The sequence below is a fragment of the Citrobacter sp. 506 genome, from assembly GCF_050434985.1.
In the GTDB taxonomy this organism is placed as follows: domain Bacteria; phylum Pseudomonadota; class Gammaproteobacteria; order Enterobacterales; family Enterobacteriaceae; genus Citrobacter; species Citrobacter braakii.
Genome location: NZ_JBNDJN010000001.1, coordinates 967,675 through 980,974, shown reverse-complemented (window position 1 = coordinate 980,974; position 13,300 = coordinate 967,675). Strand labels below are relative to the sequence as shown.

11 protein-coding genes are annotated in these 13,300 nt (G+C 52.4%); 6 read left to right on the top strand and 5 right to left on the bottom strand.

Going from position 1 to position 13,300, the window contains the following annotated elements:
• Positions 1-7: 7 nt before the first annotated feature.
• Positions 8-793: a zinc ABC transporter permease subunit ZnuB gene (gene znuB / locus ABIE10_RS04960; protein WP_103766149.1), complete on the bottom strand. Its 786-nt coding sequence runs from the start codon at positions 791-793 to the stop codon at positions 8-10.
• Entirely contained in the window at positions 790-1,545 is a 756-nt protein-coding gene (gene znuC / locus ABIE10_RS04955; protein ID WP_016152761.1) for a zinc ABC transporter ATP-binding protein ZnuC, read from the bottom strand. The genes znuB and znuC overlap by 4 nt, the downstream gene beginning before the upstream one ends.
• 78 nt (positions 1,546-1,623) lie before the next feature.
• Between znuC and znuA the strand changes: the two genes are divergently transcribed.
• The 3 genes from znuA (at position 1,624) to lpxM (ending at position 4,994) form a co-directional block, all read left to right on the top strand.
• Positions 1,624-2,568: a zinc ABC transporter substrate-binding protein ZnuA gene (gene znuA / locus ABIE10_RS04950; protein WP_019076521.1), complete on the top strand. Its 945-nt coding sequence runs from the start codon at positions 1,624-1,626 to the stop codon at positions 2,566-2,568.
• A gap of 15 nt (positions 2,569-2,583) precedes the next feature.
• Positions 2,584-3,903, top strand: coding sequence for a murein DD-endopeptidase MepM (mepM, locus tag ABIE10_RS04945; protein ID WP_016152763.1), 1,320 nt, complete (start codon positions 2,584-2,586; stop codon positions 3,901-3,903).
• Between the two features lie 119 nt (positions 3,904-4,022).
• Entirely contained in the window at positions 4,023-4,994 is a 972-nt protein-coding gene (lpxM, locus tag ABIE10_RS04940) for a lauroyl-Kdo(2)-lipid IV(A) myristoyltransferase (protein ID WP_080858667.1), read from the top strand.
• 45 nt (positions 4,995-5,039) lie between these two features.
• On the opposite strand, the gene pyk is transcribed toward lpxM, so the two are convergent.
• Together pyk and ABIE10_RS04930 are read right to left on the bottom strand one after the other, a co-directional pair.
• Positions 5,040-6,482, bottom strand: a complete 1,443-nt coding sequence (gene pyk, locus ABIE10_RS04935; RefSeq protein ID WP_046276423.1) for a pyruvate kinase — start codon at positions 6,480-6,482, stop codon at positions 5,040-5,042.
• A 118-nt stretch (positions 6,483-6,600) separates the two neighbouring features.
• Positions 6,601-7,470, bottom strand: a complete 870-nt coding sequence (locus ABIE10_RS04930) for a MurR/RpiR family transcriptional regulator (RefSeq protein WP_429155493.1) — start codon at positions 7,468-7,470, stop codon at positions 6,601-6,603.
• Between the two features lie 368 nt (positions 7,471-7,838).
• Between ABIE10_RS04930 and zwf the strand changes: the two genes are divergently transcribed.
• The 3 genes from zwf to kdgA all read left to right on the top strand — a co-directional run bounded on the left by zwf (position 7,839) and on the right by kdgA (position 12,034).
• On the top strand, positions 7,839-9,314 hold the full coding sequence (gene zwf, locus ABIE10_RS04925) for a glucose-6-phosphate dehydrogenase (protein ID WP_003034896.1): 1,476 nt from the start codon (positions 7,839-7,841) through the stop codon (positions 9,312-9,314).
• 232 nt (positions 9,315-9,546) lie between these two features.
• Positions 9,547-11,358 carry a phosphogluconate dehydratase gene (gene edd / locus ABIE10_RS04920; RefSeq protein ID WP_047358576.1) on the top strand — a complete coding sequence of 604 codons (1,812 nt, stop codon included), beginning with the start codon at positions 9,547-9,549 and terminating at the stop codon, positions 11,356-11,358.
• Positions 11,359-11,392: 34 nt separating this feature from the next.
• On the top strand, positions 11,393-12,034 hold the full coding sequence (gene kdgA, locus ABIE10_RS04915) for a bifunctional 4-hydroxy-2-oxoglutarate aldolase/2-dehydro-3-deoxy-phosphogluconate aldolase (protein ID WP_016152768.1): 642 nt from the start codon (positions 11,393-11,395) through the stop codon (positions 12,032-12,034).
• A gap of 66 nt (positions 12,035-12,100) precedes the next feature.
• On the opposite strand, the gene purT is transcribed toward kdgA, so the two are convergent.
• Positions 12,101-13,279 (bottom strand): formate-dependent phosphoribosylglycinamide formyltransferase, encoded by a 1,179-nt coding sequence (gene purT / locus ABIE10_RS04910; RefSeq protein ID WP_046276424.1) that lies wholly within the window; start codon positions 13,277-13,279, stop codon positions 12,101-12,103.
• Positions 13,280-13,300: the final 21 nt, after the last annotated feature.

Below are 13,300 nucleotides of genomic sequence, written 5' to 3'. Positions count from 1 at the left end.
ATACGCATTAGCTCGCCTGTTTTTTCATCATGCTGAAGATAAACAGCAGCGCAGCACACAGCACCACGGAAGGACCTGCCGGGGTGTCATAGAAGGCCGAGAAGGTCAGCCCGCCTGTAACCGCTATCATTCCCACACCAACGGCAACCCCTGCCATCTGTTCTGGCGTACGGGCAAAGCGACGGGCGGTTGCCGCAGGGATAATAAGCAGCGAGGTGATAATTAACGCCCCGACAAATTTCATCGCCACGCCAATAGTTAATGCTGTGACCAGCATCAGCAGTAGCTTAACGCGTTGCAGCTTCACGCCATCCACAAATGCCAGATCCGGACTGATGGTCATCGACAGCAGGTTGCGCCACTGCCAGAACAAAATCGCCAGAACGATAACCACCCCAATGGCGATGGAAATAAGATCTTCTGGCGTCACGGCGAGCAAATCACCAAACAGGTAGGCCATCAGATCCACTCGGATGTTGGACATCAGGCTGACGACAACCAGCCCTAATGACAGCGCACTGTGGGCCATAATGCCCAATAAAGTATCGATCGCGAGGTGGGGGCGTTTTTCCAGCCATACCAGACCGCCTGCCAGCATCAAGGTGACGACGATGACCGCATAGAAAGGGTTTACATCCAGCAGCAGGCCAAAGGCGACCCCCAGTAGCGAAGCGTGGGCCAGCGTATCACCGAAATAAGACATTCGACGCCAGACCACAAACGAGCCGAGCGGGCCAGCGGCACAGGCCAGCATGATCCCGGCTAACCAACCGGGTAATAACAATTCAATCATGAGTGACCATTTCCCCGGCGTAAGACGATACGACCCTGTAAATCGTGGCGGTGATTATGATTATGACGGTAAATTCCGAGTTGTTCGGCACCGCGTTGTCCGAACATTGAGATGAATTCCGGGTGCATGGAAACCACTTCCGGCGCACCAGAACAACAAATATGATGGTTCAGGCACAGTACCTCATCGGTTTTTGCCATCACCAGATGCAGGTCATGAGAAACCATCAGTACGGCGCAATCCAGTTCACGTCGCAACTGGTCGATAAGATCGTACAGTGCGACCTGCCCATTGACATCCACGCCCTGGGTTGGCTCATCAAGCACCAGTAGCTGAGGTTTATTCAATAAAGCACGGGCCAACAGGACGCGTTGTGTCTCCCCGCCAGAGAGTTTTTGCATCGGCGCATTCATCAGATGTCCGGCCTGAACACGCTTCAGTGCCGGAAGGATATCTTCTTTTTTGGTGCCGGGACGCAGGCGCATAAACCGACTTACCGTCAGCGGAAGCGTTGTATCGAGGTACAGTTTTTGCGGCACATAGCCAATCCGCAATCGACCATTACGCTTGATAACTCCCTCATCAGCCTCTACCAGCCCTAATACAACGCGAACCAGCGTAGATTTCCCGGCACCATTTGGGCCGAGAAGCGTCAATATTTTACCGGGTCGAAGTTCAAGCGATACGTCAGAGAGGACGCGGCGTTGACCATAAGAGACCGAGACATTTTCCAGTGAAACCAAAGTCGTCATATCAATTTTAGTCTTGCAGAAGTTATAGAATGTTATAATATCACAATTCTCACATTCATTACGATGATTGGTCGCATTATGTTACATAAAAATACGCTTCTTTTCGCAGCATTATCCGCTGCTCTTTGGGGTAGTGCAACACAGTCGGCAAATGCCGCTGTCGTGGCTTCTCTTAAGCCACTGGGGTTTATCGCTTCAGCCATTGCTGACGGGGTTACTGACACCCAGGTTCTGCTGCCTGACGGGGCTTCCGAACACGATTACTCATTGCGTCCTTCAGACGTAAAACGCTTACAGGGCGCGGACTTAGTCGTTTGGATTGGACCTGAGATGGAAGCGTTTATGGAAAAATCAGTCAAGAATATTCCTAACGCAAAACAGGTAACGATTGCGCAGCTCAATGACGTGAAACCGTTACTCATGAAAGGTGCTGACGACGATGATGACGATCATGGACATAATGATGCCGGCAGTGAAAAAAGTGACGAGCATCACCATCACGGCGATTACAACATGCATCTTTGGCTTTCCCCAGAGATAGCACGGGCCTCAGCGGTTGCAATCCATGAAAAATTAGTGGAACTTATGCCGCAAAGTCGAGCCAAACTTGACGCCAACCTGAAGGATTTTGAGGCACAATTAGCCGCAACCGATAAGCAGGTAGGTAACGAGCTCGCGCCGCTCAAGGGAAAAGGTTACTTCGTTTTTCATGACGCCTATGGCTACTACGAAAAACACTACGGACTAACACCGCTTGGTCACTTTACCGTGAACCCTGAGATTCAACCTGGTGCGCAGCGTTTACATGAAATAAGAACACAGTTGGTTGAGCAAAAAGCAACCTGCGTTTTTGCTGAGCCACAGTTCAGGCCAGCGGTCGTTGAAGCCGTCGCGAGAGGGACATCCGTTCGAATGGGAACGTTGGATCCGCTCGGAACGAATATCAAACTGGGTAAAACAAGCTATTCAGCGTTTTTGAACCAATTAGCCAACCAGTATGCGAGCTGCCTGAAAGGAGATTAATGAGGAAGTGATTACGTGCAACAGATAGCCCGCTCTGTCGCTCTGGCATTTAATAATCTGCCGCGGCCCCATCGCGTTATGCTGGGGTCGCTTACCGTACTGACATTGGCCGTCGCTGTCTGGCGGCCCTATGTTTACCATCCTGATTCTGCACCCATCGTCAAAACTATCGAGCTGGAAAAAAGCGAGATTCGTTCACTATTGCCTGAGGCCAGCGAACCTATCGATCAGGCCGCTCAGGAAGACGAAGCTATCCCACAGGACGAACTGGATGACAAAACGTCTGGTGAAGCCGGCGTGCATGAGTATGTCGTCTCCACGGGCGATACGCTGAGCAGTATTCTGAATCAGTACGGCATCGATATGGGTGACATCAGCCAGCTCGCGGCTTCCGACAAACAACTGCGTAATCTGAAAATTGGTCAGCAACTTTCCTGGACGTTAGGCGCGGAAGGTGACTTGCAGCGCCTGACCTGGGAAGTCTCCCGTCGTGAAACCCGTACTTACGATCGCACCGCGACGGGTTTTAAAATGAGCAGCGAAATGCAGCAGGGCGATTGGGTTAACAGCCGAATCAAAGGCACCGTGGGCGGAAGCTTCGTCGCCAGTGCCAAAGATGCCGGACTGACCAGCTCTGAAATCAGCGCAGTGATTAAGGCCATGCAGTGGCAGATGGATTTCCGCAAACTGAAAAAAGGCGATGAGTTCTCGGTACTGATGTCTCGCGAAATGCTGGACGGTAAACGTGAGCAAAGCCAACTGCTGGGCGTCCGCTTGCGTTCTGAAGGCAAAGATTATTACGCAATCCGTGCTGAAGACGGTAAGTTCTATGACCGCAACGGTACCGGACTGGCGAAAGGCTTTATGCGTTTCCCGACGGCTAAGCAGTTCCGCATCTCTTCCAACTTTAACCCGCGTCGTCTGAACCCGGTGACCGGACGCGTTGCGCCGCACAAAGGTGTCGACTTTGCGATGCCGCAGGGGACGCCGGTGCTGTCGGTGGGTGATGGCGAAGTGGTTGTAGCGAAGCGCAGCGGCGCAGCCGGATACTATGTTGCGGTTCGTCATGGTCGCACCTATACCACACGTTATATGCACCTGCGTAAGTTGTTGGTCAAACCAGGACAAAAAGTGAAACGTGGCGATCGTATCGCGCTGTCTGGCAATACCGGGCGTTCAACGGGTCCACATCTGCACTACGAAGTCTGGATCAACCAGCAGGCAGTGAATCCTCTGACGGCGAAACTGCCGCGCACAGAAGGCCTGACCGGCTCGGATCGTACAGATTACCTGGCACAGGTGAAAGAGGTTGTTCCTCAGTTGCGTTTCGATTAATTAACACGCTGACAGAGCCGGTACGCTATGCGTGCCGGCTTTTTTATTTTGTGCGGCGCATCGCGCGCCGCTACACTATCAGCAGATCTACTTTTCGCCGCACCAGACACTGGAAGAGCATGGAAACGAAAAAAAAGAATATTGAATATATCCCCGAGTTTCACAAATCATTTCGCCATCCGCGCTACTGGGGGGCATGGCTGGGCGTAGCGGCGATAGCAGGCATTTCGTTAACGCCAGCATCATTTCGCGATCCAATTCTGGCAAAGCTCGGAAGAATGGCCGGGCGGCTGGGAAAAAGCTCGCGTCGCAGAGCACTGATCAATTTATCCCTCTGCTTTCCTGAGCGCAGCGAAGCTGAGCGTGAAGCTATTGTCGATGAGATGTTTGCGACTGCGCCTCAGGCGATGGTTATGATGTCGGAACTCGCCATACGCGGTCCGGAAAAAATTCAGCATCGGGTCGACTGGCAGGGGCTGGAAATCATCGAAGAGATGCGTCGCAACGATGAAAAAGTGATTTTTCTGGTTCCTCATGGTTGGGGCGTAGATATCCCAGCGATGCTGATGGCTTCCCAGGGACAGAAAATGGCTGCGATGTTCCACAATCAGGGAAACCCGGTATTCGATTATGTGTGGAACACGGTACGCCGTCGTTTCGGTGGTCGTTTGCATGCGCGTAATGATGGCATCAAACCGTTTATTCAGTCTGTACGTCAGGGATATTGGGGATACTACCTGCCGGATCAGGACCATGGCCCTGAGCACAGCGAGTTTGTGGATTTTTTTGCTACCTATAAAGCCACGTTACCGGCGATTGGCCGCCTGATGAAGGTGTGTCACGCCCGTGTGGTGCCGCTGTTCCCGGTATACAATGGGAAAACGCATCGCTTAACGATTCAGGTTCGTCCTCCGATGGATGACATCCTGACGGCGGATGACCACACCATTGCCAGACGAATGAACGAAGAAGTGGAAATCTTTGTGGCGCCGCATCTCGAGCAATACACCTGGATTCTAAAACTGCTTAAGACGCGTAAACCGGGTGAAATTGAGCCTTATAAGCGTAAAGATCTTTATCCGAAGAAATAAAAAAAAGCCTCTCAAACGAGAGGCTTTTTTACATCAAACGGGGCGTTACTCGACGGTCAGAATACGCGTGGTATTCGTTGAGCCAATGGTGCTCATGACATCGCCTTGCGTCACAATGACCAGGTCGCCGGAAACCAGATAGCCTTTATCGCGCAGCAGATTCACTGCTTCATTGGCGGCAACGACGCCGTCAGTTTCGCTGTCAAAGTGAACTGGGGTGACGCCGCGATACAAGGAAGTAAGATTCAGCGTACGTTCATGACGAGACATCGCGAAAATCGGCAGACCAGAACTGATACGTGAAGTCATCAGCGCAGTACGACCGGATTCCGTCATTGTGATGATAGCGGTGACCCCTTTCAGGTGGTTAGCGGCATACATCGCTGACATGGCAATCGCTTCTTCAACGTTATCAAACTGCACGTCAAGGCGGTGTTTAGAGACGTTGATGCTCGGGATCTTCTCAGCACCCAAACAGACGCGCGCCATAGCCGCGACGGTTTCAGCCGGGTACTGACCTGCTGCAGTTTCTGCAGAGAGCATAACGGCATCGGTACCGTCGAGGACGGCGTTAGCCACGTCCATCACTTCCGCACGGGTCGGCATTGGGTTGGTGATCATCGACTCCATCATCTGCGTGGCGGTAATGACCGCACGGTTCAGCTGACGTGCGCGGCGAATCAACGCTTTCTGAATACCTACCAGCTCAGGATCGCCAATTTCAACGCCCAGGTCGCCACGCGCCACCATCACCACGTCGGAGGCAAGGATGATGTCATCCATCGCATTCTGGTCGCAGACGGCTTCTGCACGTTCTACCTTGGCGACAATTTTCGCATCGCAGCCAGCGTCGCGCGCCAGACGGCGGGCATAGTTCAGATCTTCGCCGCAGCGCGGGAAGGAGACGGCCAGATAGTCAACGCTGATTTGCGCAGCGGTGACGATGTCGGCTTTGTCTTTTTCGGTCAGGGCTTCAGCAGAGAGACCGCCGCCTAGTTTGTTAATGCCCTTATTGTTGGACAGCGGGCCACCGACGGTAACTTCGGTGAAGACTTTCATGCCCTGAACTTCCAGCACTTTAAGCTGTACGCGACCGTCGTCGAGCAGCAGGATATCGCCTGGGACGACGTCAGCAGGCAGTCCTTTATAATCAATACCGACTTTTTCTTTGTCGCCTTCGCCTTTGCCGAGGTTGGCGTCTAACAGGAACTTGTCGCCAACGTTAAGAAATACTTTACCTTCTTTAAAGGTTGATACGCGGATTTTAGGTCCCTGCAGGTCACCCAAAATAGCTACATGACGTCCCAGTTTTGCGGCAATTTCACGGACCTTATCCGCCCGCAGTTTGTGATCTTCTGGAGAGCCGTGAGAAAAGTTCATTCGTACGACGTTCGCACCCGCGGCGATAATCTTTTCAAGGTTATTATCGCGGTCAGTTGCCGGGCCTAACGTGGTAACGATTTTGGTTCTGCGAAGCCTTCTGGACATGTAATACTCCGTTGACTGAAACAACTTGGTGTTGCGTGAACATTAATCCGGTCGTTCTCAAATATTAACGGTAAATGAACGACCCGGATGATAAAAGGGTAGAACATTGTTATTGCTTTTAGCGGTCATCACTCTTGATGAGTAATTCTTTATCAAAACGCGATTCCTTGAGCGCTTCCTTGACACGCTTCAAGTTATCTCTAAATTTTGCCCCACGGCGCAAAGTAAATCCTGTAGCCAGCACATCTATCACGGTCAGTTGAGCAAGTCGAGAGACCATGGGCATATAAATGTCAGTATCTTCCGGTACATCGAGAGTAATTGCCAGCGTTGCTTCACGCGCCAGTGGCGTGCCGTGAGAGGTGAGGGCGATAACCATGGCGTCATTTTCCCGCGCCAACTGCGCCAGTTCCACCAGACTTTTGGTTCTTCCGGTATGAGAAATAAGCACAATGACGTCATCGTCGCTACAATTCATGCAACTCATGCGTTGCAGAACAATATCGTCGGAATAGATTACCGGTACGTTAAACCGGAAAAATTTATTCATTGCGTCATGCGCCACTGCGGCAGAAGAACCGAGGCCAAAGAAGGCAATTTTTTTCGCCTGAGTTAATAAATCTACTGCCCGGTTTACCGCTGCGTTATCCAGAGACTGGCGGACGTGGTCGAGGCTTGCCATCGCTGACTCGAAGATTTTCCCCGTGTAAGATTCTACGCTGTCATCCTCATCCACATTGCGATTAACATAAGGGGTGCCATTTGCCAGACTTTGCGCCAGATGCAGTTTAAAATCAGGGAAGCCGCGGGTATCCATGCTGCGACAGAAACGGTTCACCGTCGGTTCGCTGACATTGGCTTCCACAGCAAGTGTGGCGATGCTTGAATGGATTGCCCGCTCGGGAGAGGCAAGAATAATGTCGGCGACTTTACGCTCTGACTTGCTCAACTGTTCCAGTTTTAACTGGATTTTTTCCAGCATATTCATGATGTAGGTAGACTCATGGGTCATGGGCAAAAACGATTTCAATGATACGGAGAAATCGGGGCATAATTTCGTGTATAGATATTACCCCTGCTAATGCAGCAACGGGGCAAAATGGACAGAATAGTTGTTGTTTTTTTTCATTACATGATCGGAGTCGGGTTTTCTTACGTCTTCAGGGGTACGAAAAAAGATGACTTTTTTGTCCAATTTGCGACGACAAACGCCCATAAAGCGACTGTTCGCGGTAACAGCACGGCTGGATAAGCGTTTACGGTTTCCGGATTCACGTAAAAGCAGTACAGTGCACTGTAATAAAATTACAACCAGTGTCTGGCAAAAGCACCAGGCACTTAATTGAGGAGAATGACATGGCGGTAACGCAAACAGCCCAGGCATGTGACCTGGTCATTTTCGGCGCGAAGGGCGACCTGGCGCGGCGGAAATTGCTGCCTTCCCTGTATCAACTGGAAAAGGCCGGCCAGATTAACCCGGAAACCCGTATCATTGGGGTAGGGCGTGCCGACTGGGACAAAGCAGCCTATACCAAGGTTGTGCGTGAAGCGCTCGAAACCTTCATGAAAGAAAAAATCGACGAAGGTTTGTGGGAGACTCTCAGCGGTCGTCTGGAGTTTTGTAATCTGGACGTCAATGACACCGCCGCGTTTAGCCGTCTGGGCGAAATGCTGGATCAAAAATCACGTACCACCATTAACTATTTCGCGATGCCGCCGAGTACCTTTGGCGCGATCTGCAAAGGCCTGGGTGAAGCAAAGCTGAATGCTAAACCAGCCCGTGTTGTGATGGAAAAACCGCTGGGTACGTCGCTGGCAACATCCCGTGAAATCAACGATCAGGTCGGCGAGTATTTCGAAGAGTGTCAGGTTTATCGTATCGACCACTATCTTGGCAAAGAGACGGTCCTGAATCTGCTGGCACTGCGTTTTGCCAACTCCCTGTTTGTGAACAACTGGGATAACCGCACTATCGATCACGTAGAAATTACCGTGGCGGAAGAAGTGGGTATTGAAGGCCGTTGGGGCTATTTTGACCAGGCAGGTCAAATGCGCGACATGATTCAGAACCACCTGCTGCAGATCCTGTGCATGATTGCGATGTCTCCGCCGTCCGATCTGAGCGCCGACAGCATTCGTGATGAAAAAGTGAAGGTACTGAAATCGCTGCGTCGTATCGATCGTTCGAACGTACGTGAAAAAACGGTTCGCGGTCAGTACACCGCTGGTTTTGCCCAGGGCAAAAAAGTGCCGGGGTATCTGGAAGAAGAAGGCGCGAACAAGAGCAGCAACACGGAAACGTTTGTGGCGATCCGTGTGGATATCGATAACTGGCGCTGGGCGGGAGTTCCGTTCTACCTGCGTACCGGTAAACGTTTACCGACGAAGTGCTCTGAAGTGGTGGTTTACTTCAAAACGCCTGAGCTGAATCTGTTCAGAGAATCCTGGCAGGATCTGCCGCAGAACAAGTTGACCATCCGTTTGCAGCCTGATGAAGGTGTCGATATCCAGGTACTGAACAAAGTGCCGGGTCTGGATCACAAGCATAATCTGCAAATTACCAAGCTTGATCTGAGCTATTCCGAAACCTTCAACCAGACGCACCTTGCCGACGCCTATGAGCGCCTGCTGCTCGAAACAATGCGCGGAATACAGGCGCTGTTTGTGCGTCGTGATGAAGTTGAAGAAGCATGGAAGTGGGTCGACTCAATTACCGAAGCCTGGGCGATGGACAACGACGCGCCGAAGCCGTATCAGGCAGGGACCTGGGGCCCGGTTGCTTCTGTGGCGATGATTACCCGAGATGGTCGTTCCTGGAACGAATTCGAGTAAAATATCATCTAGCCCATAGGTGTTATTTTACCGGTAACATGATCTAACACAGATTGTAGAATAATTTTTGCACTTTTAAGCTCCGCGTGGATTCACCCGCGGGGCTTTTTTTATTACACTGCCTGAAACGATTTTGCCCCTGAGCTACGGCCAACAAGCGATTCAGCTATTTTTACCCAACTGAAACACATTGTTGATCCAACGCTCTGACAGATAAATTTTAGGAGCCTCTATGAATCCGAATTTGTTACGCGTAACACAACGTATCGTCGAACGTTCTCGTGACACACGTTCCGCCTACCTCGCCCGTATTGAACAAGCGAAATCAACTACCGTTCATCGCTCGCAACTGGCATGCGGTAACCTGGCGCATGGTTTTGCTGCGTGTCAGCCGGACGATAAGGCCTCGCTGAAAAGCATGCTGCGTAACAATATCGCGATCATTACCTCCTATAACGACATGCTTTCCGCGCATCAGCCGTATGAACACTATCCGGCCATCATTCGTAAAGCACTGCATGAAGCCAATGCAGTAGGCCAGGTTGCTGGCGGTGTACCTGCAATGTGCGACGGTGTGACCCAGGGACAGGATGGGATGGAGCTTTCGCTGCTGAGTCGTGAAGTGATTGCGATGTCTGCTGCAGTGGGCCTTTCCCACAACATGTTCGACGGCGCGTTGTTCCTCGGCGTGTGCGACAAAATTGTCCCGGGCCTGGTAATGGCTGCGCTGTCATTTGGTCATCTGCCGTCAATCTTTATTCCTTCCGGTCCGATGGCGAGCGGTCTGGCGAACAAAGAAAAAGTGCGTATCCGTCAGCTGTATGCTGAAGGTAAAGTCGATCGCATGGCGCTCCTTGAATCCGAAGCGGCGTCTTATCACGCTCCGGGTACCTGTACGTTCTACGGCACGGCGAACACTAACCAGATGGTGGTGGAGTTTATGGGTATGCAACTGCCTGGCTCCTCATTTGTACATCCTGATGCGCCGCTGCGTGAAGCGCTGACCGCGGCTGCAGCCCGTCAGGTAACACGCCTGACCGGCAACGGCAATGAATGGATGCCGATCGGTAAAATGATCGATGAAAAAGTGGTAGTGAATGGTATTGTGGCGCTGCTGGCGACCGGGGGCTCTACCAACCATACGATGCACCTGGTGGCTATGGCGCGTGCGGCCGGGATTCTGATTAACTGGGATGATTTCTCCGATCTGTCCGATATCGTGCCGCTGATGGCGCGTCTGTACCCGAATGGTCCGGCAGATATTAACCACTTCCAGGCGGCGGGTGGCGTACCGGTGTTAATGCGTGAACTGCTTAATGCGGGTCTGCTACATGAAGATGTGAACACCGTTGCCGGATTCGGTTTATCCCGCTACACCATGGAACCGTGGCTTAACGAGGGTGAACTGGACTGGCGCGAAGGGGCGGTGAAGTCTCTGGACAGCAACGTGATCGCCACCTTTGACCAACCATTCTCCCACCACGGCGGCACCAAAGTGCTGAGCGGCAACCTCGGGCGTGCGGTGATGAAAACGTCGGCGGTACCGGTAGAAAACCAGATTATTGAAGCACCGGCAGTCGTCTTTGAAAGTCAGCATGATGTGTTACCCGCGTTCGATGCCGGTCTGCTTGACCGGGATTGCGTGGTGGTTGTGCGCCATCAGGGGCCAAAAGCGAACGGAATGCCAGAATTACATAAACTCATGCCGCCACTTGGTGTATTATTGGACCGTTGTTTCAAAATTGCGTTAGTTACCGATGGACGACTTTCAGGTGCTTCAGGTAAAGTGCCTTCAGCAATCCATGTAACCCCGGAAGCCTATGATGGCGGGCTGCTGGCAAAAGTACGCGATGGCGACATCATTCGTGTGAATGGACAGACAGGTGAATTGACGCTGCTGGTGGATGAAGAGGAACTTGCCTCCCGTCAGCCACACATTCCTGATCTCAGCGCATCGCGCGTGGGTACGGGACGTGAAATGTTCAGCGCGTTGCGTGAAAAGCTGTCCGGTGCGGAGCAGGGCGCAACCTGTATCACTTTTTAAGACTTATTTTGTAATCAGGCGAGAGAAAACTCTGATGAAAAACTGGAAGACAAGTGCAGAAGCAATCCTGACCACTGGCCCGGTTGTACCGGTTATCGTGGTTAATAAACTGGAACACGCGGTGCCAATGGCAAAAGCGCTGGTTGCAGGGGGCGTGCGCGTTCTGGAAGTGACCTTACGTACCGCATGTGCGATGGATGCTATTCGCGCGATCGCAAAAGAAGTTCCCGACGCTATCGTGGGTGCAGGTACCGTACTGAATCCACAGCAACTGGCTGAAGTCACTGAAGCGGGTGCGCAGTTTGCTATCAGCCCGGGCCTGACCGAGCCGCTGCTGAAAGCTGCAACTGAAGGCACTATTCCGCTGATCCCAGGCATCAGCACCGTTTCTGAACTGATGCTGGGTATGGACTACGGTTTGAAAGAGTTCAAATTCTTCCCGGCAGAAGCAAACGGCGGTACTAAAGCGCTGCAGGCAATTGCGGGTCCGTTCTCTCAGGTCCGTTTCTGCCCAACCGGCGGTATCTCTCCAGCGAACTACCGTGATTACCTGGCACTGAAAAGCGTGCTGTGCATCGGTGGTTCCTGGCTGGTTCCGGCAGATGCGCTGGAAGCTGGTGATTACGCACGCATTACTAAGCTGGCTCGTGAAGCAGTCGAAGGCGCGAAGCTGTAATAACGCAAAATGCCCGGTAATCATTACCGGGCCTGCGAGTCTGAAACGGGCCATCTGGCCCGTTTTTTATCCTGCGACTTTCACCTGTGCCGCCGCGTCTTTCGCGCGTGTCACCGCGTCTTCAATACTCTGCGCTGTTGCCAGCACAACGCCCATACGACGGCTCCCGTCGATGTCTGGCTTGCCGAAGAATCTGACTTGCATACCTGTGCCCACAGCGGCCTGTACGTTATCAAACGTGACATTCTGGCTGGTAAGCTGCGGCAGAATAACGGCGGAAGCAGAAGGCCCATACTGACGGATTGCGCCAACCGGCAGACCGAGAAATGCGCGTACATGCAGGGCAAACTCAGACAGATCCTGCGAAATCAAGGTCACCATACCCGTGTCGTGAGGGCGAGGGGAAACTTCGCTGAAAATCACCTCATCACCGCAGACAAATAGCTCTACCCCAAACAGACCGTGGCCGCCCAGCGCCAGCACCACCTTACGGGCAATCTCCTGCGCTCGAGCCAGCGCCAGGTCACTCATTTGCTGCGGCTGCCAGGATTCGCGATAATCGCCATCTTCCTGACGATGTCCTACCGGTGCGCAGAAATGCACGCCATCAACGGCGCTGACGGTAAGCAGGGTGATTTCAAAATCAAAATTCACTACGCCTTCGACGATAACGCGTCCGGCACCTGCTCGGCCGCCTTGTTGAGCATAATTCCAGGCTTCAGTGAGTCGATCGGCGGAACGGATAAAGCTCTGTCCCTTACCGGAGGAACTCATTACCGGCTTCACGATGCAGGGATAGCCGATTTCGGCGACGGCCTCGCGAAAGCGGGCTTCGCTGTCAGCAAAGCGGTAAGAAGAGGTCGGTAGAGATAATTCTTCGGCGGCGAGACGACGGATTCCTTCGCGGTTCATGGTCAACTGCGTCGCCCGGGCGCACGGCACGATGTTTTGACCGTCCTGTTCCAGTTTTACCAGCATATCCGTGGCAATCGCCTCTATTTCCGGCACGATATAATGTGGTTTTTCACGCTCGACGAGCTGGCGTAAAGCATCGCCATCCAGCATGTTGATTACGTATGAGCGATGGGCAACGTGCATGGCTGGCGCGTCGGGGTAACGATCCACGGCAATGACTTCCACACCCAGGCGTTGGCATTCAATCGCCACCTCTTTACCCAGTTCACCTGAACCTAATAACATCACTCGCGTTGCTGCGGGACGCAGCGCTGTGCCTAATAACGTCATAAATTAATCCCCTGTTTTATC

Coding starts and splice junctions, on each gene's coding strand:
- znuB (WP_103766149.1), bottom strand. CDS start 793: ATGATTGAATTGTTATTACCCGGTTGGTTAGCCGGGATCATGCTGGCC.
- znuC (WP_016152761.1), bottom strand. CDS start 1,545: ATGACGACTTTGGTTTCACTGGAAAATGTCTCGGTCTCTTATGGTCAA.
- znuA (WP_019076521.1), top strand. CDS start 1,624: ATGTTACATAAAAATACGCTTCTTTTCGCAGCATTATCCGCTGCTCTT.
- lpxM (WP_080858667.1), top strand. CDS start 4,023: ATGGAAACGAAAAAAAAGAATATTGAATATATCCCCGAGTTTCACAAA.
- pyk (WP_046276423.1), bottom strand. CDS start 6,482: ATGTCCAGAAGGCTTCGCAGAACCAAAATCGTTACCACGTTAGGCCCG.
- ABIE10_RS04930 (WP_429155493.1), bottom strand. CDS start 7,470: ATGAATATGCTGGAAAAAATCCAGTTAAAACTGGAACAGTTGAGCAAG.
- zwf (WP_003034896.1), top strand. CDS start 7,839: ATGGCGGTAACGCAAACAGCCCAGGCATGTGACCTGGTCATTTTCGGC.
- edd (WP_047358576.1), top strand. CDS start 9,547: ATGAATCCGAATTTGTTACGCGTAACACAACGTATCGTCGAACGTTCT.
- kdgA (WP_016152768.1), top strand. CDS start 11,393: ATGAAAAACTGGAAGACAAGTGCAGAAGCAATCCTGACCACTGGCCCG.
- purT (WP_046276424.1), bottom strand. CDS start 13,279: ATGACGTTATTAGGCACAGCGCTGCGTCCCGCAGCAACGCGAGTGATG.